Origin of the sequence: Aestuariirhabdus sp. LZHN29, from assembly GCF_049985285.1 — a bacterium.
In the GTDB taxonomy this organism is placed as follows: Bacteria; Pseudomonadota; Gammaproteobacteria; order Pseudomonadales; family Aestuariirhabdaceae; genus Aestuariirhabdus.
Genome location: NZ_JBNIEU010000001.1, coordinates 612,136 through 636,996 on the forward strand (window position 1 = coordinate 612,136; position 24,861 = coordinate 636,996).

Sequence of the window (24,861 nt, forward strand, 5' to 3'; positions counted from 1 at the left end):
CAACACCCATGAGCGAGTACGATAGCGAGACCACCACCGAGATCAGTGAAGATCAGGTCGGTGAATACCTGCGCCAACACCCCGACTTTTTCCACCAGCGTGACGACCTGCTGCTGAAGATGCAGATACCCCATCAACGGGGCGAGGCGATATCACTGGTAGAGCGACAGGTAAATGTTCTGCGCGAGCGCAATCTGGAGATGCGCCAGCGGCTCAATCACCTGCTGGACGTTGCCCGCGATAACGATCGCCTGTTCGACAAAACCCGACGCCTGGTGCTCGCCCTACTGGAAGCGCGCACTGTTGACGATGTCGTCAGCGCGACCGAAGAGAGCCTACGCAACGATTTTCAGGTTCCCTACTGCGAACTGGTGCTGTTCAGTGACAAACCTCTCAGCACCCACGGCCGGGTCGCCCCAATAGCCGATGCCAACCAGCAACTGGCGGAGCTATTGCGCAATAATCGCGCCGTCAGCGGCATTCTGCGCGACAACGAACTCAACTTCCTGTTTCCGGGACAGCGTCAGGAGATCGCCTCCGCTGCGGTCACCCCGCTGCAGTTCTCCGGTCGCTCATTCGGCGTTCTGGCCATTGCCAGCCAGGACGCGCAACAGTACCGCAGCAGTGTAGGCACCCTGTTCCTGAGCTATGTCGGGGATGTACTCAGCCGCACCCTGCCCCACCATATTGACGCACCGGGATGAGCCAAGCCCTCGACCCCTGGATCGAAGATTTCCTGCACTATCTGCGTGCCGAGCGACAGCTTTCCCCCCACACTTGGAGCAATTATCGTCGCGACCTCGGCAAGCTCGATCAATTTCGCGAGCAGCAGAAAATAGAGCACTGGCAACAGCTCGACAGCCATCATCTGCGCCAGTTCATCGCCAGCAGTCACCGTCAGGGACTAGGCGGCAAAAGCCTTCAACGACGACTCTCTGCGGTGCGCAGCTTTTATCGTTTCCTGAATCGGGAACAGCGCCTGGATACCAACCCCGCCACCGGCATCCGCGCCCCCAAGAGCAAACGCCGCCTGCCCCACACCCTGGATGCGGACCAGATGGGTCAACTACTGTCCATTAGCGACGATGATCCACTGGCGGTGCGCGACCAGTGCATCATGGAACTGTTCTACTCCTCGGGGCTGCGCTTGAGCGAACTGGTGGGGCTTGACCTCGACTCCATCGACCTTAAAGCGGCGCAATTGATCGCTATCGGTAAGGGCAACAAAAGCCGCCAACTGCCGATCGGTCGCCTCGCACTGGAGGCTCTGGGGCGCTGGTTAAGCTGTCGAGCGCAGATCGCAAGCGAAAACTGCCATGCGCTCTTCGTTTCCAGCCGCGGTAACCGCATCAGCCAGCGCCAGGTACAGACCCGGCTCAAGGAGTGGGGCATAAAGCAGCAGCTACCTGATAACCTGCACCCCCATAAGCTGCGTCACTCCTTCGCCAGCCACCTACTCGAATCCAGCGGCGATCTTCGGGCCGTACAGGAGTTGCTGGGCCACAGCGATATCTCCACTACCCAGATCTACACCCATCTGGACTTTCAGCACCTGGCCGACACCTACGACAAGGCACACCCGAGGGCGCAAAGGCGCAAGCGGTAATGATTGACGCTATCAGTTTTGACCTTGATGACACGCTCTGGGACAACCCACCCGTTATTCGCGCTGCCGAGGCAGCTCTTGAGAACTGGGTGCGAAAGCAGGTCCCCAAGCTGGTGCCTTACTACCAGCTGGAGACACTGCTGATTTTTCGACGCGAACTCATAGCGACAAACCCTCATTTACGCCACAGAATCAGCGAACTGCGCGAACAGGTTCTGTTCCGCGCACTGGTCCACAGCGGCTATCCGGAAAAAGAGAGCCAGGCACTGGCCAGCGAAGGATTCAATCTGTTTCTGGAAGCCCGCCATCAAGTGACCCCCTACCCTGAAGCCGAAGCGCTGTTACAAACTCTCGGTTCCCGCTTCACCCTGATCGCACTCACCAACGGCAACGCCGACGTCGCCCGCCTGCCTCTGGGACGCCATTTCGATCATAGCGTACGGGCCGAACAGATCAGCCTGGCCAAGCCCGATCCCGATTTCTACCGCGCGGCACTGCAACGGGTAGGTGTGGCCCCGCAGCGCACCCTGCATATCGGCGATGACCTGCAAAATGATGTAATCAGCGCCCGCGATGCGGGACTGTTCACGCTCTGGTTTAACCCCCGCAAACAGGAGGTCGACCGCAATCTATCACGCGAGCCGATTGAGCTTCAGGTTGAGCGCTTGGAGGAGATCCCTGCCACCATTAAACAGTGGCTTGCACGCAGGGATACCCACTAAAGCCGCAGATTAAATCGGCCGGCTGCCATAGCGGCTGACCGGCTTCCTGGGAGGATCTGAAGCGATGCTCGATTCCACTTCGGTGATGGTGCCGCCATTTGCTAGAAATTGAGCCACTTGCTGCTCGAGGGTCTCATGCAGTTTGCGCTGGGACTCAAGGGTACGGCTTTCTGCACTGAGCTGATTTCGACCCAGGGATTCGATGCCAGCATCGTCGTCAAACTCTTCGCCCAAACCCTGATCATCTACGTTGTCCGATTCCATATGACTGCTCTCACTAAAATCGCGGGCCATAATGCACCCCAGCACCTCTGTTGACGGAAGAACCTACAAAGACAATTTATAGCGGTTTTTTTGCCGCAGTCCAGAGAGTGAGAACCTGTTTTTTAATATTTTTTTATTCTAAAAATCATATGAATATCGGTGCAATGTAATTACAAAATCGCACCCCTCTCCTGAACAGCTACGAGTCGCCACGCTCCCCATGGAGGGTCACCACCAGGCGCCGCGCACCACCATAGTCACGATGTTCACACAGGTAGATTCCTTGCCAGGTCCCAAGCCGCAGCCGACCCTGGCCGACAGGCAAGGTCAGGCTCGCACCGAGCACACTGCTCTTGATATGGGCCGGCAGATCATCCGGGCCTTCGTCACGGTGCTGGTACCAGGGCTCGTCCTCGGGTATCGCCCGATTGAAGTGGCTTTCAAAATCCGCACGCACGCTGGGGTCCGCATTTTCATTCAAGGTAATCGAGGCGGAGGTATGTTGCAGCAGCAGATGCATCAAACCCACTTCGATCGATTCCAGCTCAGGAATCTGCGCCACGAACTCGGAGGTGATCAGGTGAAAGCCCCGGGCTCTTGGGCGCAAACTTATTTCTCGTTGTAACCACACGGGCTTGGACCTCTCGCTCAATAGTTTTAAAAGCGTAATCATTACAACATCAGGCTGCCTACTCAATCCATAGCCACCGCTATCTCCACCCGGCACCCGAAATGAAGCGGGGCTTGCTTCCACGCTCTCCATTCCATTACCCTGTCGCCTATTGCAATCCCTATTTATTAGTTTGATCTCTAACTTTTTTGAGCACCCCTCTTATGACCCAAACGCCCTATTGGCACGACGTACTCATTTCGCTACGGCGCATCATCCGCGCCACCGACCTTCAATCCAAGCGCATGACAAAAGTGTGCGGCCTCACGATACCCCAGGTTATGGTGCTACGTGCCATAGACCAACTCGGAGACGTTACCGTCAAACGCATATCGGATGACGTTTCCCTGAGCCAGGCAACCGTGACCACCATCCTCAATCGGCTTGAGGAGCGACAACTGTTAGACCGGGTGCGGGCACAGAAGGACCGGCGCATCGTAAATGCTCGCCTCACAGAATCTGGGCGCGAGGTACTGGCGGGTGCACCCCCCCTGCTGCATGAGAAATTTATCGAGCGCTTTGAGACCCTGGAGAACTGGGAAAAGACCCAAATCCTCTCCTCCATACAGCGCGTGGCCACCATGATGGACGCCGAGAGGATCGACGCAGCCCCACTTCTCGATATTGCGCCAGCCTCACCACCTACCTGACTCCAGCCCCTATAATGATTTGATCTCTAATCATTCCATCGTTAGACTAACAGCGCATCCACTCGCGTTTTATCCGCAACCTCCGCCCAAAAAGGAAGGACCAATAACATGGGAAAAACAGTCTTCGCGACCGGCCTGCTTAGTGCAGTCCTCGCCAGTAGCCCCGCCCTCGCCGCCGACTGCGGCAAGGTAACCATCGCAGACATGAACTGGAGTTCAGCAACCCTGATCGCCAATGTCGACCGCTTCATATTACAACACGGCTACGGCTGTGAGGCCGAGCTAGTCCCGGGGGATACCATGCCTACCGGTACCTCCATGATCGAAAAGGGAGAGCCCGACATCGCTCCAGAGCTATGGAGCAACTCCATGAAAGACGCGATCGACCGGGGCGTGGCAGAAAAACGCCTGCGCGTCGCGGGTAAGTCCCTGTCCGATGGCGGAGAAGAGGGGTTCTGGGTTCCCGAATATATGGTCAAGGCGGACCCATCCATGGCTACCATTAAAGGGGTGATCGCTAACGCTAAACTGTTCAAGCACCCTGAGGACCCCGACAAGTCTGCGTTCTATGGCTGTCCTGCAGGCTGGAACTGCCAGATCAGCTCCGGCAACCTGTTTAATGCTCTCAAGCTCGATGACGCTGGATTTGACCTGATCGATCCAGGCTCCGGTGCCGGCCTGTCCGGTGCCATCGCCCGTGCTTATGAGCGCGAAAAAGCCTGGTTCGGTTACTACTGGGCGCCGACAGCAGTGCTCGGCAAGTACAAAATGGTAAAAGTCGACTTCGGTTCCGGTGTAGACGAAGAGCAGTTCGTTGGTTGCACCACCCAAGCCGATTGCGCAAACCCCAAACCCACCATGTATCCACCCTCTCCGGTGCATACGGTGACTACCGAGAGCTTTGCCGCCACAGCCCCGCAGGCGTATGCGTACCTCGGCAAGCGCGCGTTCCGCAACGCCCAGATGAACGAGCTACTGGCCTGGATGGAAGACAATCAGGCTGACGGCGAAATAGCAGGTGCTCACTTCCTTAAAGAATACGAAGCCACCTGGGCCAGCTGGGTTTCTGCTGATGTTGCCAGCAAGGTCAAGGCCGCGCTCAACAATATGTAGTAATTTCGCCCCCGCATCTCCGGCGGGGGCTACCCCCTTTCCCTCTATCAAGCAGTGAATCCTATGGCTGAAAAATCCTGGCTCTCCGAGTTCCCCCAAATGGAGCGCAGCGATCTGGTTGCAATCCGCAAGTCCCTCGACGCCACCTATCGCGATTTTTCTCGTGAATATGGCGACATGATCGAAGCCTTCTTCGAACCCTTGCTGACTTTCCTCGTCTGGTTCGAAAAACTGCTACTGGGCGCGCCCTGGTTAGTGGTATTGGCCGCGATCGCGCTGCTCGCTTACGCCGCCAGCCGCTCGTGGAAGCTCTGCGTGGGGGTTATTGCCTCGCTGCTGCTGATCGGTTATTTCGGCATGTGGGAAGATACCATGCGCACCCTCAGCATCATCACCGTCTGCACCCTGCTGGCGATCGCGCTGGGGATACCCATAGGCATCGGCATGGCTCGCTCCGATCGCGTTCAGTCCACCGTGACACCGGCGCTAGATATCATGCAAACCATGCCCGCTTTTGTTTACCTGATTCCGGTGGTAATGCTACTGGGAATCGGCAAAATACCGGGGGTTATCGCGGTGGTGATCTACGCGATCCCGCCCGTGATACGCCTCACCAACCTGGGCATTAGACTGGTCGACCCGGAGGTGCTGGAAGCCGCCACCGCCTATGGTGCCAGTCCTCGGCAACGCTTATTTGGGGTCCAGTTACCACTGGCGATGCCCACTATCATGGCGGGTATCAACCAGACCATCATGATGGCACTGGCCATGGTAGTGATCGCCTCCATGATCGGTGTGAAAGGCCTCGGCCAACCGGTACTCAAGTCAATCACCAACCAATACTTTACCCTTGGCCTATTTAACGGTCTTGCCATCGTCGCCCTGGCGATTATTTTTGACCGCGTCTCCCAAGCCTACGCCAAACGCGCCCAGAGACATTTGGGAGGGTCCCACAATGCCTGATAACACACCTCAAACCCTGATCGAAATTAAAGGGCTCTACAAAGTTTTTGGAGAGCACGCTGGGGATGTCATGGGTAAGGTTCGACAGGGGCTCGGTAAAGACGAGATACTCTCTCAAACTGGACATACCGTTGGTTTACGCGACATTAACCTGTCGATAAAAAGAGGCGAAATCTTTGTCATAATGGGGCTTTCCGGCTCTGGAAAATCGACTCTGATACGCCACTTTAACCGCTTAATCGATCCCACCGAAGGCCAGATCCTTGTCGAAGGGACCGACGTCATGCAGCTGTCCATCAACGAGCTGGAGCAGTTTCGCCGTCATAAAATGTCGATGGTATTCCAACGCTTCGGATTGATGCCCCATTACAGCGTTATAGAAAACATTGCATACGGCCTTAAAGTGCAAGGGATCGGCAAAGAGGAGCGTCTTTCCAAGGCGAGCCAGTGGCTCGACGCCGTCGGTCTCGAAGGCTATGGTGAGCAGTACCCGTCACAGCTATCCGGAGGCCAGCAACAACGTGTCGGCCTCGCTCGAGCACTCTGTACTGACGCCGAAATTTTGTTGATGGACGAGGCCTTTTCCGCCCTCGACCCGCTTATTCGTAGCGAGATGCAGGACCAACTGATCGAGCTACAGGAGAAACTGCACAAAACCATTATCTTTATCACCCACGATCTCGATGAAGCGCTGCGCCTTGGTGACCGTATCGCCATTCTTAAAGATGGCGAGCTGGTACAGGAGGGGACGCCCGTCGATATTCTTCTACACCCCGCGACCGACTATGTTGAAGCCTTCGTCAAGGACGTCAACCGTGCCCGCGCCCTAACCGTAGAAACCGTCATGCAGCCCCCCGCCTACCGCATCACCGCCGGCACCATCGGTGAAGCGCTTGTGCAGATGAAAAAGCTACCCGAAGATTACGGGTACTATATTAGCGAAGATGGTTATCAAGGCGTCTTAACCCAGGATACCCTTGAGCAGGCGGCCGTTGATGGTAGCGGCCACAAGATCGATGAGGAACACTACGAAGAGGTTCCACAAATCTCTCCAGAGTCATTCATCGAAGAGGTAATACCCGATACGCTCGATAACGAATACCCCTTACCGGTTGTCGATGAAGAGGGAGAACTTATGGGTGAGCTCTCCCGATCCAATCTGGCAGAAGTGCTGAGCGACGCTAACAGCGACGCTAACAAGGACGATAAAAAGGACGCTTGATTTTTCCGGCCTCAGAGATGGGGCCGGGACAACAAATTCCGTCAGGGACGCAGCCAACCCGTCAGTAGTTCAGGCCATCAGCGATGCCAACCACCGACGCCGAGCACGCTCACTAGACTGCTCGTCGAGGCGCTGGCGGATTCGCGCCTCCACTTTCGCAAAAGGAACGACTCCCGCCGGTTCAATGCCATTGCACCGAATCAGGTGCATACCCACTTCGGTTTCAATGACGTCGCTCAGGTTACCCTCTCCCAGGCCTCCGCCTGTCCCAAACAAAACCGCATCAATTTGCGGGTAAAGGTGTCCGGCGGGTATCCAGCCCAGATCCCCTCCTTGTAACACCGAAGGGCACTCCGAATAACGCGAAATCTGCTCTTCAAACTCGGCAGGTTGCGCCATCACCCGCTGCCGGATTTTGCTCATCCGCGCGACCACCAACCCACGTTGATTCTCTTCGTAGTCATCGTTTAGCGTAATCAAAAGGTGCTGCACGCGGCGGCGTTCAGGACGATGGAACTTCTCCGGAAAGTTTTCATACAAAGTGTAAGCTTCCTCTTCGGAGGCTTGCTCACTCGCCGGCGTACAGCGCTCAATCACCAGCTCTACTCGCAATTGACGCTCCAGCAAGGCCTCTACTCTGGTGGCATTAAGACCCAGGGCACAGAGATCATCGAGCAGATCCTCTTCATCCTCGTATTGCTCTCGCAGACTCTCCAACGCTCGCTGCACAGCCTCTTCACCGACCACCACCTGCGCCGCTTCGGGCAAGGCTAACAGCTTGGTTTCCAGTAGGTGCTGGCGGGCCACCGCGCCCTCCAACCATTGCTGCTGTTCGCTGTCGAGCTGATCCGGCGCCACGCCAAAGCGGTGCTGTGCGGCACGCAACCGGTAGTAGTTCATGTCAGCCGCTTCACTCATCATCCCACTCCCCCAACACCCGTTCAGGCACCTGTAAGGTCCTGCCAGGGAATCGCACCTGATAACAGACAGATGCACTGTCCAGGCCCTCTTCCCCGCGATTACGAATCACCTTTAATACCTGTCCCTGATCACCACGGCGCACAACCACCTCACCATGGGTCGAAAGATCGACCGTTGCCTGTACCTGCTGCCTGAATTCGAAGCGACTGTCGATCCACGGCTCGGACGCAGCAATGATCTCTTCTTGACGACAACCTACCTGAATATTGTGATCCAGAAAGTGGACTCGATAGATCACCTGATCCTGTAAAAAGGTGCCAACGTCGACGATATGCCCTGTACTGCCACGGGTGACCAGAAGATCCCCTCGGCTTTTTCCGGGATAGGTGCCATCGTCACGGATGGTGCGAATAACCCGTACCTTTTCCCCGTAATCGTATTGAGCGTCCATTATCCCTCCTCGGCTGACTGGAACTCATCCAGACTCACGAACCCGGGCTCATCGCGTCGATACACCTTCAATGCCTTCTGCTCACTCGCACTTGAACCTACAAAATCCTCATAGGCTCGCGTCAACCACAAGCCATAGTGGCCACGGGCACTGTGGCTGGCATCCAGTGGATTCGCCTTCAGATAATCATGATAGCGCTGCAGAATATGCAATCGATTGACCTGAACGCAACGGCGATCGTAGTCGATACCGAAGAAGTCGAGAAACTCCTCGGCGCTGCCCAGCTCCGACAGCTCATCTTGCAACGCCAGCTCCTCCTCTCGGGGCGCTCCATTCGAGTAATTCATAGCAGGCTCCTAAGCGCTAAGTTGGCGGTAATAGCTACGCAGCTGGTGACTGCCAGGCGCGCGCTTGCGGCGTTCGCTAAAGCGGCGCACCCAGGGCAAAATGCGCGCAGCATCCTCCCGTTTCAGGGGCAAGCCAAGCTCCTGATAGGCGAGCATCAAGCCACTCATACCGGAATGCTTTCCAAGTACCAGACGGTGTTCACGACCCACCTCTGCGGGATCAATGGATTGATAATTATGAGGATCTTTCAACAAACCATCGACATGAATACCGGACTCATGGGTAAACACGCCTTCACCCACAACACTTTTCTGCCATCCCACCGGACGCCCCGAGGCGACCTCGACCAGGGCGCTCAAGTCAGAAAAACCTTTCAAATTAATTCCAAGGTGGCGCCCATAGAGTTTTTCCAACCCCATCACTACCTCTTCCAGCGGTGCATTGCCGGCACGTTCACCGAGACCGTTTACGGTGGTGTTGAGGTGAGTAGCGCCGCCCACAACCGCCGCGAGGGAGTTGGCTGTTGCCAGCCCCAGATCATCATGGGCGTGCATTTCCAATTCAAGGTCGAAACCTTTGCGCAAGCGACGAAATATTTTGCGTACCCCAAACGGCTCCATCACCCCCAGGGTATCGGCAAAACGTAATCTCAATGCACCGGCACGTTGAGCGGCATCGGCCACCCGCATCAAAAAGTCGGGGTCAGCACGGGAAGCATCTTCCGCACCGATACACACCTCGAGCCCCATATCCCGAGCGCAGGCGACATGATGAGCTATTTTTTCCAATACCCGCTCGGGTTCGACCCGTAGCTTATTGGCAATTTGCTGTTCCGACACGGGGATCGACAAATCAACCATAGCAACACCAAGATTGGCACACAGCGCCAGATCATCCTCGCGCATTCGGCTCCACACCAACAGCCGTGCATCGAGGCGCAGCGCGCTAAGGGCGCGAATGGCAGCCCGCTCCGCATCCCCCATAGCGGGAATACCCACTTCTAGTTCATGCACGCCCAGGGAATCAAGGCGACAGGCGATCTCCAGCTTTTCCTCGACAGTAAAGGCCACTCCGGCCGATTGCTCCCCATCCCTGAGCGTTGTGTCGTCAATCACTATGCTATCGAAAGCAGACATATGCGGCTCCTTCACCCTGCACCTACCGATGCCCGGGTGGTTAGTTTCATGCGTATACCGGTGCGAATGCCATCTCCGGATCGGTGATCGGCGCGCCTTTGTTCCAATAAGGGGATAGCTCCCGTAAACGCTCGATAATGCCCGGCATCACCGCGATCACATGATCAATCTCGGCGTCGGAGGTCTCCCTCGACAGCGAAAAACGGATGCTGCCGTGGGCCGCGGTGTAGGGAATATCCATCGCCCGCATTACATGAGAGGGCTCGAGCGAACCGGAGGTACAGGCCGAGCCACTCGACGCCGCGATCCCTTCGCGGTTAAGCAACATCAGAATCGCTTCTCCCTCAACGTACTCAAAGGCGATGTTGGCGGTATTCGGAAGGCGCTCATCCCCATTCCCGGTAACAAAAGCATGGGGTACTGTTGCCAATACCGATCTCTCCAGCCGATCGCGCAGGGCCCGCACCCGCGTATTCTCTTCCGCCATATACTGCTCAGCCAACTCGCACGCTGTGCCCAGCGCGACGATCGCCGCACTGTTTTCGGTACCGGCACGACGGCCGCGCTCCTGATGTCCCCCACGCAACAAAGGTCGGTAGCGGGTGCCCCGGCGCAGGTATAGCACACCAATGCCTTTGGGGCCGTGTAACTTATGCCCCGACAGCGACAGCATATCGATCGCCGTATGCTTAAGATCAATCGGTATTTTTCCCACCGCCTGCACTGCATCGGTGTGAAACATCACCCCCGCCTCTCGCGCCATGCGTGCCATCTGCTCTACTGGAAACAGGTTCCCGGTTTCATTGTTGGCCCACATCACAGAGACGATAGCGACCCGCGAGGATAGAAGCGCCTCATACTCGGAAAGATCAAGGCGTCCTAACCTGTCTACGGACAGGCGGTGAACGATATAGCCCTCCTTCTCCAATTGGTCACACAACGCCAAAATGGCCGGATGTTCAACCAGGGTTGTGATGATCTCATTACGATCGGGCTGCGCTCGCAGGGCGGACATGATCGCGGTGCTATCGGACTCGGTACCGCAAGAGGTAAAAATAATTTCAGTGTCATAGGCCGCGCCCAACAGGGACTGAATCTGTTCGCGAGCCTGCTGGACCGCTTTACCTACCCCATCAGCGAAGCTGTGCATTGACGATGGGTTACCAAACTGCTCGCTAAAAAACGGCAACATGGTTTCCAGTACTCGCGGATCAACGCGCGTGGTGGCGTTGTTGTCCAGGTAAACGGAGGTTGGCTTGGAAGTCATAATCACACCTCCCTATTAACGGTTTGGCCAGGATTGTTAACCGGTATCAGGCGTACAAACTCGCCCAGACTCTCTACCAGTCTTTGCTGCACCCAGCCTAGGGTTGCGCCCGCCATCTGGCACCCGCCACAGGCTCCCTGCATGCGCACAAATATTTTTTCGTCCTGCACCTCAACCAGTTCGATGTCACCACCGTCGGATTTCAACTGGGGGCGCACCTCTTCGAATACTTTTAGAATCGCCTGCACTCGCTGCACCAGGGATACTGAACCTGCTTGCTGTTCTGGTGCGGCGACCTCAACTGCCACAGGAGTTCCAGCCTCGGCAAGTACACTGCTTATAATCTCTTCAATCCCTTCATGGCATGAGGAGCAGCTTCCCCCCGCCTTGGTGTAGTGGGTGACCTGCTCCACGGTTTTCAGGTCGTGTTGACGCACTACATTTTCGATCAATACCGCATCGACGGCGAAGCACTTACACACCAGCGCCCCCTCCTCGTGATCATCCTTCCACACCTCTCCACGATAATTGGCAACTGCGGCCTGCAGGGCCTCCTGGCCCATCACCGAACAGTGCATCTTTTCCGGCGGGAGGCCATCCAGATAGTCAGCAATATCCTGATTACTCACCTTAAGTGCCTGATCCAGTGTTTTACCCTTAATCAATTCGGTCAGCGCGGAAGAGGAAGCGATAGCGGAGCCGCACCCAAAGGTCTGGAATCCCGCATCCTCGATAATTTCAGAGTCGGGATTGACCCGCAGCGTCAAACTCAGGGCGTCGCCGCAACTGATGGAGCCCACGTCACCAATAGCATTGGCATCGGGTACTGCTTTGGCATTTTTGGGTTCAAAAAAAAGCTCTTTTACTTTATCGGAGTATTCCCACATACCGGTTCTCCCATTTTTCTGTTAGCTCGCCGCAGCGAGGCTCTCTGGTAATAGTTGTGTGGTGTCGTTTTTCTTGGCTAATCTCTCAGGCCGCCGTTGATTTACTGCATCCGGAACAGCCAGAATTTTGATTTGGATTATCGAAGGTGAAACCTTTGCGTCCATCCTGCTCAACAAAGTCCACCTGCACTCCCTGCAAATGTGACGTACTTTCGTTATCTATAAAAAGCACCAAACCCTGACTCTCAAACACCTGATCGTCGCTGGTTGGGTTATCCTCCACCCGAATCAGATAACGCAGACCAGAGCATGGGCTCCCGACGACTCCAATCCGCAGCCCGGCGGTGCGACTATCCCGGGCAGCGAGCGCGCTGCGTATCGTGCTCAGGGCTTGATCAGTGAAATTCAACATAAGGCCCTCTCTGGTTTTATAGGCTTCACCAGTGGAAGAGCAAGGGCTATGCCAGAGGTCCAACGTCACTGCATAGTGCTGTTTTTATGGGTTTTTTTAACAATATGCATGAAGTGAGGGCGTCGTCTTGTCGGCTTTACGACAGACAGCACGACGCCTACGGGGGAGCAATGTCGTATTACCTACAACCTGGCCGTCGTTTTCTCGGTGGCCTGCTGCAGATACCGGGTAAAGCTGTTCAGCGGCTCTTCAATGATCTCCAGCGACATGCGGGCACAGTAACGCCGCTCTTTGGCCGTGGGTTGTTCGAGGAACACCCAGCCTCTTGGAGTAGCCGCTCCGTAACTGATTTCAGTAACCAGCATCCGCTCTGTATCGCGGTTCAAGGGTAGGCCCAACAATAGATACTGTTTGTTGTCACGATACTGTTTGAGCGCGGGAGGAATCGCGAATCCACCCATCAGCTCGGTCAGGTAATCCACGAAATCGGCATCAGAGGCGATATAGGAGGGCTCTGGATGAGGGCAACCCAGGGGCTTGAATAGCACCGGCCACTCCGGCTTTATCTGCTCATCCGTTATCTCCCGATAGTCACCCTGATAGCCCCGGTATAGCTTGTAGCGAAGTCCACTGCCCATGGTGCGGCAGACCCCCTTCACCAGCAGATGCTCCTGTGCCGAGTAACTATCCAACAACTGTGAATCCCGATTCAGGTCCACGACCCAGGGCGGTGCCAATGCCGCCACCGCATCGTGCAACTGCGAACGAGTCCAGGGGCGATCATAAAGGCGAGTGAGGAAACGGGCCACCGCTGCCTGCCCACGGCGCTGTTCAATATGCTGGGCGGCCCGTGAAAACTCCACCATCAGCCGCGGCATCATCTCCCTACCCTGATTCATCGCCAGGATCAGGCTGCGGTTATCGGCAGGTATCGCAGCGCCCGTTTCGGGGTCAACCGCGCCATCAAGGGCGCCCGGCCCGAGCAGGGGAACCAGGGCGCCGGAAGCGACCCCTTCGCGTAAGCGTTCGTAGTCGATCATCGGGTATTCTCCTGTGTAAGGTACAGGAGGCACTGCAAGAAGCTATCCAACTGCGGCACTGATGGCTGTCAACTGTGCGACACAATCCCCTCGATTGTTTACTGCTCGACAATCCTGCCCCTCCCAGCAACCAAGAATCAATAAGTTACGGTGGCACGACCCTTGCCCTCTACCCCGGGTGGTTGTTTAACCACACACCCAACTATCATCAGGAGAGAAACCATGCCCCAAGTAACCTTTAGTGCCAAAAGCGGCAACAAGACCGTGACCTATGCGGTGGCCGGCAGTCATACCGAAACCGTATTGAAACTGGCCCAAAAAAACGATATCCCCATCGGCTTCGATTGCGAGGACGGCAACTGCGGCACCTGTTGCGTCGATGTCGAGATCACGAGTGACACCACCCCGATGGGCGGCCCGCTCACCGACAAAGAGCAGCGCACACTGGTCGCCATTGGAAAGTTGAAACGTGCCGAGATCGAACAGATGGCCGTTGATGATCTCCCCAGCCCTCACCGACTGGCGTGCCAATTGATTCTGCGTGATGAAGAGGTGACGATCTCTTACTGATATCTCGCCCGCCTCACCTCTCGGGTGGGGCGAACTCAACACGCAGCGGTACCCATGCATTCGCATCCGTAACTACACCGGGTTGAAACTGGGCAGATCGTCTCCTGACCCTAACCGCCATTGCACCCGCGCTCACTAAAATCGATCTGTGAAGCGCCGGCGGTAGCGTTAAAGACAATGCGCACCCGACCCTGGGGCAGCGGCTCCACCTGCCATACAAATCCTCCACGAACCCGTTCAAAAAGCCCGGCAGGTTCAAACCCGTTCACCATCACCAGACGCTCGCCACTGCTGGCAATACGCTCCAGTCCGAGCATCGCATTGTGCATGGGTACCGGGCAGCGGCAACCGCAGCTATCGAACTCGATATAGGGCAGCCCATCGCGGATATAGCGAACAAAGGGCAAAGTCGCCCCAGCTAGGGTCAGGGAGATGGGGTTTAGAGGGTTAGTACTCATCGGTCGCTCCAAATCAATTCGGGGGTCAACAGAATAAAGCAAACACTACGCCAAGCCGGCACGGCAGATCGATCGATTACTGGCACTCCGCCACGATCCCCACGGACATCTCTCCCAGCGCCCGCCCCTGGGAGAGTTCATCAAATGCGTTTAGGCCCACCAACAGCACCCAACTGCAGTAGAGCGGTGCGGCCAACCAGATCACTCCTTTGATGCGCGCACTGGTACCTCGGCGAACACCGGTGGCAAACAGCACCGGCATCTCCGGGGGCGGCGCCATTCCACTACGAAGGATACGATACCCGTACCAACCCAGCCAAAGGGACAACAGCCACAACGCCCCTGGCAACCAGAGGGTAAAATAGAGCAGACCCAGCAGGGCTACCGGCCATCCCAGCAGCGTCTCGCAAGCCTGGGGGTCTAACGTAGCCAGCACCAAGCCTGGTATCGTCAGCAACAGGATCACCAGTAGTGGGGCTCCGTGATGCCGCAAGGCCGCTCCCCGTTCGGGAACTCGCCGCTCAGGGTATCCCGGCGGATGGGGGGCGGTGGGGGTCGGCTGCGAGTCACGGAGTGATTTATTCATAGATAGATCCTGTTACGCTCGACAGGGGCTGCCCGAAGTCCGGGATTGAAAGCGGGAAAACAGGTACCCCTGCTCAAAACACCCAGCCATCGATAGCATAAAGACCACCGACCACCAGATACTCTCCCTCTCCCTTAAGAAGAGCGGGAAATAGCGCATCGTAGCAGACCACCTTCTGCCGTGGCACCCGCACCCGCATCACGCGATCACCAAACTCGGAGGCCCGTTCGGCATCACGGGAAAAGGAGTTCAGGTTATTAAGCAACAGCACGGGACTACCGCTGGCATCCACCCCCACCTGCTCCAAACCAGCCGCCCTGTTTACCCCGCGATAGAGGAGCAGGTGATCGCTGTCGCCCAAAGCCAACTCGTACTGGCAGTAGCTGTACAACAGGTCTATCTGCGATTCCAGCGCATTTGTATTGTAAAGACCTCGTGCTCGGGCCTCTATATAGCGGCGATAGGTCTCACTGCTTAAATCACGGATAACGCCGCTGTGATAACGGGGAAGTAAGCCAAAGCGTGATTCGACCCAGGCTTTCATTACCGCGCCCTCTCGGCCATCGGTATCAAACCGCCAGCCGCGGATTGTACGCTGCCAGTTCGCCTTTGGGCGTCCCCCCATCCCCGCCACAAATCCCGCCGCCGCTGGATCATTGAGTGTGAAGTGGACGTCCATGTAATCAATGAACTGCTGCGCCCTTTGCGCCTGCTCACTCCATCCAGCAAGACAGGAGAACAGGCCCGGGTACAGCGCATCAACCCCATCGAGTCGAAGGGGTGCGGGTTGCAATTGAAAGGTCAGGCTACCGAGGATTTTTGCTGGCAGGTTGCAGCGATTGATCGGCAAATAACAACCGTCGGGCAGGCAACAACTACTCACCGGTGCACCCACCACCGTTCCGCTGGCCATTCCAGCCAGCAATCGATATTCGCTGTTTTTTCACCATCATTTTCCAATCTGACTCGCTCTGTCGCCGTGTAAGAAAACGGGCTTTGTCGTCATTAACCCTACAGGATTCGCGGCTTTGTCGCATACCCACCAGAGAAAAGCGGCCTCACAAAAGCACAAAAAATTATGATTTATTCATCATAAATCAATTAGTTAAATACATTTTGAGCAACTTGGCACAAGCGTTGCGATATACCGGTTGGACCTCATTGGAAATTACGTTGCTTGAAAGGAGAGTGAACATGACACTGCGTCAATGTGCAATTTACGGTAAGGGTGGTATCGGTAAATCCACCACCACCCAGAACCTCGTGGCCGCCCTGGCCGAGGCAGGAAAGAAGGTAATGATTGTCGGCTGCGACCCCAAGGCAGACTCGACTCGATTAATCCTTCACTCCAAAGCCCAGACCTCCGTGATGGAAATGGCTGCCGAGTTGGGCACCGTTGAAGACCTGGAACTGGAAGATGTGCTGCAAGTTGGCTACCAGGATATCAAGTGTGTCGAGTCAGGCGGCCCGGAGCCCGGTGTTGGCTGCGCAGGTCGCGGTGTTATCACCGCCATCAACTTCCTCGAAGAGGAGGGCGCCTATAGCGACGACCTCGACTTCGTGTTTTACGATGTTTTGGGGGACGTGGTTTGTGGCGGCTTCGCCATGCCGATTCGCGAAAACAAAGCCCAGGAGATCTACATCGTATGCTCTGGCGAGATGATGGCGATGTACGCCGCCAACAACATCTCCAAGGGGATCGTTAAATACGCCAGCTCCGGTAGCGTGCGCCTTGCGGGCCTGATCTGTAACTCCCGTAACACCGACCGCGAAGATGAATTGATCGAAGCCCTGGCGGCCAAGATCGGTACCCAGATGATCCACTTCGTACCACGGGACAATATCGTGCAGCACGCTGAGATCCGTCGTATGACCGTGATCGAATACGATCCAAGCTGCAACCAGGCGGACGAGTATCGCGCGTTGGCCAGAAAGGTGATCGATAACACCCTGTTCGTGGTTCCCAATCCCTGCACCATGGATGAGCTCGAGGATCTGCTGATGGAGTTCGGCATCATGGAGGTTGAAGACGAAACCATCGTCGGCAAAACCGCCGCCGAGCTTGCGGCAGAAGGTTAAGCACTCGTCCGCAAACGATGCTGAGGTTCAGGTCGGCTTGCAACAGGGGAATCGATAACATCCCGTTTTGCGAGCCTTTCTCACACCACAGCCGATTTGCGACTACAGGTTCTAACGAAGGTACTCATTATGTCGAGTTTAAATATTGAAGAGACCAAAGCGCTGATTGAAGAGGTGCTTGAGGTCTATCCGGAGAAGGCCAAAGCGGATCGCGCCAAGCACCTCACGGTAGCCGAGCCCGGACAGGAAACCAAAGGCTGTATCACTTCCAACCGCAAGGCTTTACCGGGTGTACTTACCAACCGGGGTTGCGCCTACGCCGGCTCCAAAGGGGTGGTCTGGGGTCCGATCAAAGATATGATTCATATCTCCCACGGCCCCGTCGGCTGTGGCCAGTACTCTCGCGCAGGCCGACGTAACTACTATGTCGGCACCACCGGCGTCGACAGCTACGGCACCATGAATTTCACCTCGGACTTCCAGGAAAAGGATATCGTCTTTGGCGGTGACAAGAAGCTGGAAAACCTGATCGACGAAATCGAGCAGCTATTTCCGCTCAACAAGGGTATTTCGGTGCAATCGGAGTGTCCTATTGGCCTGATCGGAGACGATATCGAAGCGGTCGCCAAAAACAAATCGGCCGAGATTGGCAAGCCGGTCGTGCCGGTGCGCTGTGAAGGTTTCCGTGGCGTGTCCCAGTCACTGGGTCATCACATCGCCAATGATGCCGTGCGCGACTGGGTTCTTTCCGAGGACAACAAGCGCGAGGTCGGCCCCTACGACGTCGCCCTGATCGCCGACTACAACATCGGTGGTGACGCCTGGTCGTCACGTATTCTGCTTGAGGAGATGGGACTTAACGTGGTCACCCAGTGGTCCGGGGACGGTACCCTTAACGAAGTGAAAAACAACGTTAACGTAAAACTCAACCTGCTCCACTGCTACCGCTCTATGAACTATCTGGCCCGTCATATGGAAGAGAAGTATGAGATTCCATGGGTCGAGTTCAACTTCTTCGGGCCCACCAAAACCGAGGAAAGCCTGCGCAAAATTGCCAGCTTCTTTGACGAAACCATTCAGGCTAACGCCGAGAAGGTAATCGCCAAATACAAAGCACAAACAGAAGCGGTTATCGCCAAGTATCGCTCTCGCCTTGCCGGCAAGCGCGTCATGCTTTACGTCGGTGGCTTGCGACCTCGTCATACCATCGGTGCCTATCAGGATCTGGGCATGGAGGTGGTGGGTACCGGCTACGAGTTTGGTCATAACGACGACTACGAACGCACCCTCGAAGACCTCAGCAACGCCACCCTGTTGTATGACGACGTTACCGGTTTTGAATTCGAGGAGTTTGTCAAAAAGATCAAACCCGACCTGATCGGTGGCGGTATCAAGGAGAAGTACATCTTCCAGAAGATGGGCATCCCCTTCCGTCAGATGCACTCCTGGGACTACTCCGGCCCCTATCACGGCTATGACGGCTTCGCCATCTTCGCCCGCGATATGGATATGACCCTGAATAACCCGTGCTGGAAAGAGATGACCGCGCCCTGGAAAAAGAGCGCCTGATCAAATCCCACTTACTACATTGTGGCAGGAATATCTGCCGTGGTTTCACTACCGTCGTTAGTCCACATTAGAGTGGCGCGATTGGGAGGTTAAAATGAGTCAAATTGCAGAAGATGTAAAACCCTGTTACCCGCTGTTTCAGCAGCCGGAATATCAGGAACTGCTGGCCAAGAAGAAGGCCGGCATGGAAGACCCCGCCGCCGATGCCAAGGTGAAGGAGATCTTTGACTGGACCACCACCGAAGAGTACCAGGAGATCAACTTCGCCCGTAAATCGCTTACCGTCGACCCGGCCAAGGCATGCCAGCCCCTGGGCGCAGTGCTCTGTGCACTGGGTTTTGAAAAGACCCTGCCCTACGTTCATGGATCCCAGGGTTGTGTGGCGTATTTCCGCACCTATTTCAACCGTCACTTCAAAGAGCCAGTGATGACCGTCTCTGACTCAATGACCGAAGATTCGGCAGTGTTCGGTGGCCAACAAAATATGAAAGATGGCCTCGAAAATGCGAACGCCCTCTATAAGCCCGAGATCATCGCCGTCTCTACCACCTGCATGGCGGAAGTGATCGGAGACGACTTGAACGCGTTTATCGGCAACGCCAAGAAAGAGGGTCATCTTCCCGTCGAGATGCCCACCCCCTTCGCCCATACCCCGAGTTTTGTCGGCAGCCACACTAACGGCTGGGATGGTATGTTCGAGGGCTTTGCCCGCACCTTTACCCTCAATCAAATGGAGGATAAAGAGGTCGGTAGCAACGGTAAAATCAATCTGGTACCCGGTTTCGAAACTTACCTCGGCAACTACCGTGTGTTGAAGCGGATGATGGCCGAAATGGAGGTCGAAGCCAGCCTGCTTAGCGATCCGAGTGAGGTGCTCGATACTCCGGCAGACGGCAAGTACCGCATGTACGAAGGCGGCACCACTCAGGCTGAAATAAAGGATGCCCCCAACGCCATCGACACCCTGCTGCTACAACCCTGGGGTTTGCCCAAGACCAAAAAATTCGTCAAAACCACATGGAAGCAGCCCGCCAGCGAAATCGCGCCGCCGATGGGACTGGCAGGAACCGATGAATTTCTGATGAAGGTTTCAGAGCTGACCGGAAAAGAGATTCCCGAAAGCCTGGCGCTGGAACGGGGCCGTCTTGTCGATATGATGCAAGACTCCCACACCTGGATGCACGGCAAAAAATTTGCCCTCTACGGTGATCCCGACTTTGTCATGGCGCTGGCCGGGTTCCTGTTGGAGCTGGGTTCCGAGCCATCGATCATCCTTTGCCAGAACGGCAACAAGCGCTGGGGAAGAGCGATGCAGGCCAAACTGGATGCCTCACCCTTCGGCGCCAATTGCGAAGTGCACTATGGCAAGGACCTGTGGCACCTGCGTTCGCTACTGTTCACCAATAAACCAGACTTTGTCATCGGTAACAGCTACGGAAAATTCCTGCAGCGCGATACCCTCGCCAAAGGCAAGGAGTTCGAAGTACCGCTGATCCGTCTCGGCTTCCCGATCTTCGATCGCCATCACCTGCATCGTCAAACCACCCTTGGCTACGAAGGTGCCATGCAGATGTTGACTACGCTGGTGAATTCGGTGCTCGAAAAACTCGATGCCGAAACCATGGAGATCGGCGTTACCGACTACAACTTCGACCTGGTTCGCTAGGCCAACATCGGGGAGAGTTGTAAGCTCTCCCCGATACTTCAGGAGAATCCAATGCCCAGCGTAATGCTCAGGGAAAACGAAGGTCGCCTCTCACTGTACATCGCCAAGAAAGATCTCGAAGCGATGGTTGTCTCACTGGAACATGACAGCAGCGAACACTGGGGTGGACGGATCGAACTGGACGATGGCAGCGCCTGGTACCTCGACCCTATGGACAAACCCAAACTGCCTAAAACCGTACGGGTTCGCCGGGCTTAAGGCGCACCTATTACTCTTACTATCGACAAGGAGTAGATCATGGCACTGACTATTATTGAAGATGAATGTATCTCTTGTGGCGACTGCGTCCCGGAGTGTCCTACCGAATCGATTACCGAAAGTTTGGTAGCATTCAAGATTAAGGCCGACAGTTGCACAGAGTGCGAAGGCGAATCTGACAAGCCTAAATGCGTCGTTATCTGCCCGATTGATGACTGCATCGTGGCGGCTTGATCAGGTTCTTTCCAATTCTGACATGGCGTCTTTTACCAGACGCCATTCCATTAACAGCAGGAGATGCAGATGAGTAAAAATCACTTTCAATTCACCATCGCCTTCGCCACCAACGGAGGGGATGTGATCGATGGCCACTTTGGAAGCTGTACCCAGTTCGACATCTATCGTTTCGACGTTGACAGCATCCTGTTCGTAGAAAGTCGCACTGCCAAATCCGTTGAAGGCATCGAAAAAAATGGCGTACGCGCTGATCAGCTAAGCGACTGCGACCTGCTCTTTGTCGCCTCAATCGGCGGTCCCGCAGCGGCCAAGGTGATACGCCATGGCATTCACCCGCTGAAAGACACCCAGCTGACTCCTGTTTATGACGCCCTCAAACGGCTGCAAAATGTACTCGCAACCAATCCTCCGCCCTGGATGGCGAAACGGATGGGGCTTCGCCCCAGCGCTATTCTGGAGGCGGGATAATCTCTGTGTGTGTGTGCTCTCTGCGTAAGCACTTTGGGGCCTTCGGGCCCCCTTTTTATGTACAGGATGTACGGTATGGCGCGAGCCGAAAACTGCTCCTGCGTTTTGGGCACTTCCGGCGTCCCTGCCGGTCGGAGCCATGGACGGCGGTAGCGCCCTATGTACAGGATGTACGGTATGGCGCGGGCCGAAAACTGCTCCTGCGTTTTAGGCACTTCCGGCGTCCCTGCCGGTCGGAGCCATGGACGGCGGTAGCGCCCTATGTACAGGATGTACGGTATGGCGCGGGCCGAAAACTGCTCCTGCGTTTTAGGCACTTCCGGCGTCCCTGCCGGTCGGAGCCATGGACGGCGGTAGCGCCCTATGTACAGGATGTACGGTATGGCGCGAGCCGAAAACTGCTCCTGCGTTTTGGGCACTTCCGGCGTCCCTGCCGGTCGGAGCCAGGGACGGCGGTAGCGCCCTATGTACAGACATGAAAATGAGGAGCCTATGAACCACTCCCCTTGCAGCGATCGCTATGTCTCATTTTGCGGTCTTGATTGCGAGCAGCGAGCCTCCAGCCTGATGCACGAGCTCGCACAAATTATTCACCAGTTCGAGCCCGATAACAGGTTCTGGAATAAATTCCTCACACGGGCCCAGGGCGAAGGCGCACCCGATGCACTGTTTATGATCCACTCCTATGTTTTCTACCTTCGCGAGCTATTGGAAGATCACGAGCAGGAGCAGGCACTGGAGTGGCTTCAGGCAATTGAGGAGCAATGCTGTTAGAGCCCCGGAACCGGACTAGGCAACGCGCAGCATCTCGATATGAGGGATGCCATCTTCGTCGTAGGGATCACCCACCGCGGCAAATCCAAACTCGCTGTAAAACGCTAACAGGTAGTGCTGGGCGGAGATTCTCAGGGCAGTATCGGGATACAGCTCCTGCGCACGGGCGATCGCTTGTGCAGTTAACTTTCTACCGATGCCACGACCGCGCACCGAGGGTGCGGTAACCACGCGTCCCAGTGAGGGTTCCTCGTAGTTCACGCCGGGAAAAACAATCCGCAGGTAGGCCACTAACTGTCGATCCCGCTCTTCTCCTTCCCACCCCATAAGGTGCCATGAACAGTCATCGGCACCGTCTGCGTCGAGATAGGGACAGTGCTGCTCCACCACAAAAACCGTCTGGCGCAGCGCCAGAATCGCGTAAAGCTCATCGCAAGACAGCGATGCGTAAGAGGAGCACTGCCAACGGATCATTGTTCACCTTTTATCGCCGAGACTCTCTGCGGGGGGAACGGTGGGAGATTCCGGAAAACCTCCCGCCCGCGCCAACGAACTCTAAAAGCTACCCCGTCAGGGTTGCGCTTTTGGCATCACGCCAGATGCTGGTTGAAAAATGCCAACGTGCGCTGCCACGCCAACTCAGCAGCGGGCTCATTATAACGGCCGGTAGAGTCGTTGTGAAAACCATGATTCACCTCGGGATACAGGTGCATGCGGTAATCGACCTGGTAGGCTTTCAAGTCAGCTTCATAACCGGGCCAGGTGGCGTTCACCCTTTTATCCAGCCCCGCCAATTGAATCATCAGCGGCGCTTTAATATTTTTCCGAAGCTCCTCTGCGGCAGGGGTTCCATAAAACGGCACGCCTGCGTTAAGGTCATCCGACAGGGTTGCGGCCAGCATATTGACGATATATCCGCCGAAGCAAAAACCCACGACGCCCAGTTTTCCATCGCTGAGTTGATGGGATTTCAAGAACTTCGCCGCGGCAATAAAATCCTGCTCTATTTTTCCCCGATCCATGGATTTTTGCATCGCACGCCCCTCATCATCGTTACCGGGGTATCCACCAAGAGGGAAAAGCGCATCCGGCGCGAAGGCGACAAAACCGGATTTAGCCACCCGCCGCGCCACATCTTTAATATAGGGGTTGAGACCACGATTCTCATGCACCACCAACACCACCGGTGCCTTGTCGGTTAAGGCCGCGGGGGTCACCAGATAACCTCGCCCCTCGCCGTGGCCGTTGGGCGAGGAAAAGGTGGTGTACTGGGCTTTTATCGTCGGATCGTTGAACGACACCTGCTCGGCCAGCGCATAGTCGGGCAGCAGTGCCGAGGAGAGCATGCTCAGCGTCAGTCCTGCAGTGACCAGCGTCGAGAGGCGGGCCATAAAGGTGCGCCGATCGATCAGGCCATGGGCGTATTCGTCATACCAGTCGAAAGCCTCCTGGGGGATCGGCTGTGGTGTAGTTGCTGATATTTTTTCGGCATTAGACATAATAACCTCACGTTTAGTGATGACATTGTTACAGCCTAACTTAGTCCATTAAGGGGCGTCTGCGGGATGGGGGCGTAGAAACTGCACACCGATCAGACAAGAGTAGTTTAAGGGTTAGCATTTTCCCAATCCAACCATCGGGGTAAGGGTTATCGACCCGGGTGCGTGCACCGCGCTACGCCTCATTGATAACGCTGCATTATCTCTTGTATCCGGCCCTCATCAACCAGCTGCTGAATAACCTCACTAAAGCGTTCGATAGCAACGGGGGCAAGGGGCGAGTATGCACAGTAGCGGCTCAGTCGAGAGTCCTCCAACGGGGATCCCGCCAGGGCGTGGGGCTCCAGCGTGAGCAAATAGTCCGCCACAATCTCATCGAGCAACATGGCGTCGATGCGGCCCCGCTGCAACATGCCCATCAACTGCTGGGCGGAAGCCGCGTCCACACGGATCACCTCGCCGTCGCTTACCCGCTGCGTCAGCTCGTCTGAATAGGTATAGCTCTTGAGTCCACCCACTCGCAGGCCTTTGAGGTCGTCGTGGGTCTGTACCGAGGCACTCCTCTTTTGATTCAAATAAAAACGGTCCGCAGAGCTGAACACCGCCCCCGACCACAGCAACTGGGGGTTATTACCCACCCACAAAGGATTGAGTTCGCAATGTGCGTGAACCCGCCCCTCGATGAGCCATCTCACCAGGCGCGCACGGGGAGCCTCAACAAACCGTACCGGAATCCCGAGGCGCTCACCCACGGCCTCACCGACATCGTGCAATATGCCACCGTAAAGCTGCCGGGGTTCCCGCTCGCGCATAAACGCATGGGGCGGGCCATCGTGTCTTCCGTAGGCAAAAATCAGCGTTTCATCTTGCTCTGCGGCCTTGGCGACTGTCATTCCTGAAGCACCCACGGCGCAGAGCAGCAGTAAACAGGGTAGATAGCGTGACATGTAACAGGTTCCGGTGAAGGTTAAACCCAGTATAACAAGCGATCATCGGGGCGCGTGGGGATACGCAGTATCTATCAC

Annotated in this window: 31 protein-coding genes; 15 read left to right on the forward strand and 16 right to left on the reverse strand. The window is 55.9% G+C overall.

Annotated elements, in window-relative coordinates:
* Positions 1-8 precede the first annotated feature (8 nt).
* Genes ACP3PW_RS02900 through ACP3PW_RS02910 form a run of 3 tightly spaced genes read left to right on the forward strand, consistent with a single transcriptional unit; the run spans position 9 to position 2,328 of the window.
* Positions 9-704 (forward strand): DUF484 family protein, encoded by a 696-nt coding sequence (locus ACP3PW_RS02900; protein WP_426415159.1) that lies wholly within the window; start codon positions 9-11, stop codon positions 702-704.
* Positions 701-1,606, forward strand: coding sequence for a tyrosine recombinase XerC (xerC, locus tag ACP3PW_RS02905; RefSeq protein ID WP_426415160.1), 906 nt, complete (start codon positions 701-703; stop codon positions 1,604-1,606). Before ACP3PW_RS02900 ends, xerC begins: the two co-directional genes overlap by 4 nt.
* Positions 1,606-2,328 (forward strand): HAD family hydrolase, encoded by a 723-nt coding sequence (locus tag ACP3PW_RS02910; RefSeq protein ID WP_426415161.1) that lies wholly within the window; start codon positions 1,606-1,608, stop codon positions 2,326-2,328. Before xerC ends, ACP3PW_RS02910 begins: the two co-directional genes overlap by 1 nt.
* A 9-nt stretch (positions 2,329-2,337) precedes the next feature.
* Here ACP3PW_RS02910 and ACP3PW_RS02915 read toward each other — a convergent pair whose 3' ends face one another.
* Positions 2,338-2,622 (reverse strand): hypothetical protein, encoded by a 285-nt coding sequence (locus ACP3PW_RS02915; RefSeq protein ID WP_426415162.1) that lies wholly within the window; start codon positions 2,620-2,622, stop codon positions 2,338-2,340.
* 169 nt (positions 2,623-2,791) lie between these two features.
* Positions 2,792-3,223: a secondary thiamine-phosphate synthase enzyme YjbQ gene (locus tag ACP3PW_RS02920; protein ID WP_426415163.1), complete on the reverse strand. Its 432-nt coding sequence runs from the start codon at positions 3,221-3,223 to the stop codon at positions 2,792-2,794.
* A 203-nt stretch (positions 3,224-3,426) separates the two neighbouring features.
* On the opposite strand from ACP3PW_RS02920, the gene ACP3PW_RS02925 reads away from it, so the two are divergent.
* The 4 genes from ACP3PW_RS02925 (at position 3,427) to ACP3PW_RS02940 (ending at position 7,210) form a co-directional block, all read left to right on the forward strand.
* On the forward strand, positions 3,427-3,912 hold the full coding sequence (locus ACP3PW_RS02925) for a MarR family winged helix-turn-helix transcriptional regulator (RefSeq protein WP_426415164.1): 486 nt from the start codon (positions 3,427-3,429) through the stop codon (positions 3,910-3,912).
* Positions 3,913-4,020: 108 nt separating this feature from the next.
* On the forward strand, positions 4,021-5,025 hold the full coding sequence (locus ACP3PW_RS02930; RefSeq protein WP_426415165.1) for an ABC transporter substrate-binding protein: 1,005 nt from the start codon (positions 4,021-4,023) through the stop codon (positions 5,023-5,025).
* A 63-nt stretch (positions 5,026-5,088) separates the two neighbouring features.
* Positions 5,089-5,988 (forward strand): ABC transporter permease, encoded by a 900-nt coding sequence (locus ACP3PW_RS02935; RefSeq protein ID WP_426415166.1) that lies wholly within the window; start codon positions 5,089-5,091, stop codon positions 5,986-5,988.
* Positions 5,981-7,210 carry a quaternary amine ABC transporter ATP-binding protein gene (locus ACP3PW_RS02940; protein WP_426415167.1) on the forward strand — a complete coding sequence of 410 codons (1,230 nt, stop codon included), beginning with the start codon at positions 5,981-5,983 and terminating at the stop codon, positions 7,208-7,210. The genes ACP3PW_RS02935 and ACP3PW_RS02940 overlap by 8 nt, the downstream gene beginning before the upstream one ends.
* A gap of 69 nt (positions 7,211-7,279) precedes the next feature.
* Here the strand turns inward: ACP3PW_RS02940 and nifM are convergent, their stop codons facing one another.
* The 8 genes from nifM to ACP3PW_RS02980 form a co-directional block, all read right to left on the reverse strand.
* On the reverse strand, positions 7,280-8,128 hold the full coding sequence (gene nifM / locus ACP3PW_RS02945) for a nitrogen fixation protein NifM (protein ID WP_426415168.1): 849 nt from the start codon (positions 8,126-8,128) through the stop codon (positions 7,280-7,282).
* Positions 8,121-8,582 carry a nitrogen fixation protein NifZ gene (locus ACP3PW_RS02950; protein WP_426415169.1) on the reverse strand — a complete coding sequence of 154 codons (462 nt, stop codon included), beginning with the start codon at positions 8,580-8,582 and terminating at the stop codon, positions 8,121-8,123. The genes nifM and ACP3PW_RS02950 overlap by 8 nt, the downstream gene beginning before the upstream one ends.
* Entirely contained in the window at positions 8,582-8,929 is a 348-nt protein-coding gene (gene nifW, locus ACP3PW_RS02955) for a nitrogenase-stabilizing/protective protein NifW (RefSeq protein WP_426415170.1), read from the reverse strand. Before nifW ends, ACP3PW_RS02950 begins: the two co-directional genes overlap by 1 nt.
* Positions 8,930-8,938: 9 nt before the next feature.
* Positions 8,939-10,066 carry a homocitrate synthase gene (gene nifV / locus ACP3PW_RS02960; protein ID WP_426415171.1) on the reverse strand — a complete coding sequence of 376 codons (1,128 nt, stop codon included), beginning with the start codon at positions 10,064-10,066 and terminating at the stop codon, positions 8,939-8,941.
* A 46-nt stretch (positions 10,067-10,112) separates the two neighbouring features.
* The gene (gene nifS / locus ACP3PW_RS02965) at positions 10,113-11,333 is read right to left on the reverse strand and encodes a cysteine desulfurase NifS (RefSeq protein ID WP_426415172.1); all 1,221 of its coding nucleotides are present in this window, start codon (positions 11,331-11,333) and stop codon (positions 10,113-10,115) included.
* 2 nt (positions 11,334-11,335) lie between these two features.
* On the reverse strand, positions 11,336-12,220 hold the full coding sequence (gene nifU / locus ACP3PW_RS02970) for a Fe-S cluster assembly protein NifU (protein WP_426415173.1): 885 nt from the start codon (positions 12,218-12,220) through the stop codon (positions 11,336-11,338).
* Between the two features lie 85 nt (positions 12,221-12,305).
* A complete protein-coding gene (locus ACP3PW_RS02975) occupies positions 12,306-12,632 on the reverse strand; it encodes a HesB/IscA family protein (RefSeq protein ID WP_426415174.1) in 327 nt (108 codons plus the stop codon).
* 182 nt (positions 12,633-12,814) lie between these two features.
* Complete coding sequence (locus ACP3PW_RS02980) at positions 12,815-13,672, reverse strand: SIR2 family protein (protein WP_426415175.1); 858 nt, start codon at positions 13,670-13,672, stop codon at positions 12,815-12,817.
* A gap of 222 nt (positions 13,673-13,894) precedes the next feature.
* Between ACP3PW_RS02980 and ACP3PW_RS02985 the strand changes: the two genes are divergently transcribed.
* A complete protein-coding gene (locus ACP3PW_RS02985; protein WP_426415176.1) occupies positions 13,895-14,242 on the forward strand; it encodes a 2Fe-2S iron-sulfur cluster-binding protein in 348 nt (115 codons plus the stop codon).
* Positions 14,243-14,352: 110 nt separating this feature from the next.
* Here the strand turns inward: ACP3PW_RS02985 and ACP3PW_RS02990 are convergent, their stop codons facing one another.
* The 3 genes from ACP3PW_RS02990 to ACP3PW_RS03000 form a co-directional block, all read right to left on the reverse strand.
* The gene (locus tag ACP3PW_RS02990) at positions 14,353-14,700 is read right to left on the reverse strand and encodes a hypothetical protein (protein WP_426415177.1); all 348 of its coding nucleotides are present in this window, start codon (positions 14,698-14,700) and stop codon (positions 14,353-14,355) included.
* Between the two features lie 76 nt (positions 14,701-14,776).
* Entirely contained in the window at positions 14,777-15,286 is a 510-nt protein-coding gene (locus ACP3PW_RS02995) for a hypothetical protein (RefSeq protein ID WP_426415178.1), read from the reverse strand.
* Between the two features lie 73 nt (positions 15,287-15,359).
* Positions 15,360-16,211 (reverse strand): NAD(+)--dinitrogen-reductase ADP-D-ribosyltransferase, encoded by an 852-nt coding sequence (locus tag ACP3PW_RS03000; protein ID WP_426415179.1) that lies wholly within the window; start codon positions 16,209-16,211, stop codon positions 15,360-15,362.
* Between the two features lie 269 nt (positions 16,212-16,480).
* Between ACP3PW_RS03000 and nifH the strand changes: the two genes are divergently transcribed.
* From nifH to cowN, 7 genes are all read left to right on the forward strand, one after another.
* Positions 16,481-17,365 carry a nitrogenase iron protein gene (gene nifH, locus ACP3PW_RS03005; RefSeq protein WP_426415180.1) on the forward strand — a complete coding sequence of 295 codons (885 nt, stop codon included), beginning with the start codon at positions 16,481-16,483 and terminating at the stop codon, positions 17,363-17,365.
* Between the two features lie 129 nt (positions 17,366-17,494).
* Positions 17,495-18,934, forward strand: coding sequence for a nitrogenase molybdenum-iron protein alpha chain (nifD, locus tag ACP3PW_RS03010; RefSeq protein WP_426415181.1), 1,440 nt, complete (start codon positions 17,495-17,497; stop codon positions 18,932-18,934).
* A 94-nt stretch (positions 18,935-19,028) separates the two neighbouring features.
* Positions 19,029-20,600 (forward strand): nitrogenase molybdenum-iron protein subunit beta, encoded by a 1,572-nt coding sequence (gene nifK, locus ACP3PW_RS03015; protein WP_426415182.1) that lies wholly within the window; start codon positions 19,029-19,031, stop codon positions 20,598-20,600.
* A gap of 51 nt (positions 20,601-20,651) precedes the next feature.
* Positions 20,652-20,858 carry a putative nitrogen fixation protein NifT gene (nifT, locus tag ACP3PW_RS03020; RefSeq protein WP_426415183.1) on the forward strand — a complete coding sequence of 69 codons (207 nt, stop codon included), beginning with the start codon at positions 20,652-20,654 and terminating at the stop codon, positions 20,856-20,858.
* A gap of 39 nt (positions 20,859-20,897) precedes the next feature.
* The gene (locus tag ACP3PW_RS03025) at positions 20,898-21,092 is read left to right on the forward strand and encodes a 4Fe-4S binding protein (protein ID WP_426415184.1); all 195 of its coding nucleotides are present in this window, start codon (positions 20,898-20,900) and stop codon (positions 21,090-21,092) included.
* A gap of 69 nt (positions 21,093-21,161) precedes the next feature.
* On the forward strand, positions 21,162-21,563 hold the full coding sequence (locus ACP3PW_RS03030) for a NifB/NifX family molybdenum-iron cluster-binding protein (RefSeq protein ID WP_426415185.1): 402 nt from the start codon (positions 21,162-21,164) through the stop codon (positions 21,561-21,563).
* 492 nt (positions 21,564-22,055) lie between these two features.
* Entirely contained in the window at positions 22,056-22,337 is a 282-nt protein-coding gene (gene cowN / locus ACP3PW_RS03035; protein ID WP_426415186.1) for a N(2)-fixation sustaining protein CowN, read from the forward strand.
* Positions 22,338-22,352: 15 nt separating this feature from the next.
* On the opposite strand, the gene ACP3PW_RS03040 is transcribed toward cowN, so the two are convergent.
* From ACP3PW_RS03040 to ACP3PW_RS03050, 3 genes are all read right to left on the reverse strand, one after another.
* Positions 22,353-22,811, reverse strand: coding sequence for a GNAT family N-acetyltransferase (locus tag ACP3PW_RS03040; protein ID WP_426415187.1), 459 nt, complete (start codon positions 22,809-22,811; stop codon positions 22,353-22,355).
* 116 nt (positions 22,812-22,927) lie between these two features.
* Complete coding sequence (locus ACP3PW_RS03045; protein ID WP_426415188.1) at positions 22,928-23,836, reverse strand: dienelactone hydrolase family protein; 909 nt, start codon at positions 23,834-23,836, stop codon at positions 22,928-22,930.
* Positions 23,837-24,018: 182 nt separating this feature from the next.
* On the reverse strand, positions 24,019-24,783 hold the full coding sequence (locus ACP3PW_RS03050) for a substrate-binding periplasmic protein (protein ID WP_426415189.1): 765 nt from the start codon (positions 24,781-24,783) through the stop codon (positions 24,019-24,021).
* Positions 24,784-24,861 lie beyond the last annotated feature (78 nt).

Bases quoted from the DNA above. Each gene is read 5' to 3' on its own strand.
- ACP3PW_RS02900 (WP_426415159.1), top strand. From the start codon at position 9: ATGAGCGAGTACGATAGCGAGACCACCACCGAGATCAGTGAAGATCAG.
- xerC (WP_426415160.1), top strand. From the start codon at position 701: ATGAGCCAAGCCCTCGACCCCTGGATCGAAGATTTCCTGCACTATCTG.
- ACP3PW_RS02910 (WP_426415161.1), top strand. From the start codon at position 1,606: ATGATTGACGCTATCAGTTTTGACCTTGATGACACGCTCTGGGACAAC.
- ACP3PW_RS02915 (WP_426415162.1), bottom strand. From the start codon at position 2,622: ATGGCCCGCGATTTTAGTGAGAGCAGTCATATGGAATCGGACAACGTA.
- ACP3PW_RS02925 (WP_426415164.1), top strand. From the start codon at position 3,427: ATGACCCAAACGCCCTATTGGCACGACGTACTCATTTCGCTACGGCGC.
- ACP3PW_RS02930 (WP_426415165.1), top strand. From the start codon at position 4,021: ATGGGAAAAACAGTCTTCGCGACCGGCCTGCTTAGTGCAGTCCTCGCC.
- ACP3PW_RS02935 (WP_426415166.1), top strand. From the start codon at position 5,089: ATGGCTGAAAAATCCTGGCTCTCCGAGTTCCCCCAAATGGAGCGCAGC.
- ACP3PW_RS02940 (WP_426415167.1), top strand. From the start codon at position 5,981: ATGCCTGATAACACACCTCAAACCCTGATCGAAATTAAAGGGCTCTAC.
- nifM (WP_426415168.1), bottom strand. From the start codon at position 8,128: ATGAGTGAAGCGGCTGACATGAACTACTACCGGTTGCGTGCCGCACAG.
- ACP3PW_RS02950 (WP_426415169.1), bottom strand. From the start codon at position 8,582: ATGGACGCTCAATACGATTACGGGGAAAAGGTACGGGTTATTCGCACC.
- nifW (WP_426415170.1), bottom strand. From the start codon at position 8,929: ATGAATTACTCGAATGGAGCGCCCCGAGAGGAGGAGCTGGCGTTGCAA.
- nifV (WP_426415171.1), bottom strand. From the start codon at position 10,066: ATGTCTGCTTTCGATAGCATAGTGATTGACGACACAACGCTCAGGGAT.
- nifS (WP_426415172.1), bottom strand. From the start codon at position 11,333: ATGACTTCCAAGCCAACCTCCGTTTACCTGGACAACAACGCCACCACG.
- nifU (WP_426415173.1), bottom strand. From the start codon at position 12,220: ATGTGGGAATACTCCGATAAAGTAAAAGAGCTTTTTTTTGAACCCAAA.
- ACP3PW_RS02975 (WP_426415174.1), bottom strand. From the start codon at position 12,632: ATGTTGAATTTCACTGATCAAGCCCTGAGCACGATACGCAGCGCGCTC.
- ACP3PW_RS02980 (WP_426415175.1), bottom strand. From the start codon at position 13,672: ATGATCGACTACGAACGCTTACGCGAAGGGGTCGCTTCCGGCGCCCTG.
- ACP3PW_RS02985 (WP_426415176.1), top strand. From the start codon at position 13,895: ATGCCCCAAGTAACCTTTAGTGCCAAAAGCGGCAACAAGACCGTGACC.
- ACP3PW_RS02990 (WP_426415177.1), bottom strand. From the start codon at position 14,700: ATGAGTACTAACCCTCTAAACCCCATCTCCCTGACCCTAGCTGGGGCG.
- ACP3PW_RS02995 (WP_426415178.1), bottom strand. From the start codon at position 15,286: ATGAATAAATCACTCCGTGACTCGCAGCCGACCCCCACCGCCCCCCAT.
- nifH (WP_426415180.1), top strand. From the start codon at position 16,481: ATGACACTGCGTCAATGTGCAATTTACGGTAAGGGTGGTATCGGTAAA.
- nifD (WP_426415181.1), top strand. From the start codon at position 17,495: ATGTCGAGTTTAAATATTGAAGAGACCAAAGCGCTGATTGAAGAGGTG.
- nifK (WP_426415182.1), top strand. From the start codon at position 19,029: ATGAGTCAAATTGCAGAAGATGTAAAACCCTGTTACCCGCTGTTTCAG.
- nifT (WP_426415183.1), top strand. From the start codon at position 20,652: ATGCCCAGCGTAATGCTCAGGGAAAACGAAGGTCGCCTCTCACTGTAC.
- ACP3PW_RS03025 (WP_426415184.1), top strand. From the start codon at position 20,898: ATGGCACTGACTATTATTGAAGATGAATGTATCTCTTGTGGCGACTGC.
- ACP3PW_RS03030 (WP_426415185.1), top strand. From the start codon at position 21,162: ATGAGTAAAAATCACTTTCAATTCACCATCGCCTTCGCCACCAACGGA.
- cowN (WP_426415186.1), top strand. From the start codon at position 22,056: ATGAACCACTCCCCTTGCAGCGATCGCTATGTCTCATTTTGCGGTCTT.
- ACP3PW_RS03040 (WP_426415187.1), bottom strand. From the start codon at position 22,811: ATGATCCGTTGGCAGTGCTCCTCTTACGCATCGCTGTCTTGCGATGAG.
- ACP3PW_RS03045 (WP_426415188.1), bottom strand. From the start codon at position 23,836: ATGTCTAATGCCGAAAAAATATCAGCAACTACACCACAGCCGATCCCC.
- ACP3PW_RS03050 (WP_426415189.1), bottom strand. From the start codon at position 24,783: ATGTCACGCTATCTACCCTGTTTACTGCTGCTCTGCGCCGTGGGTGCT.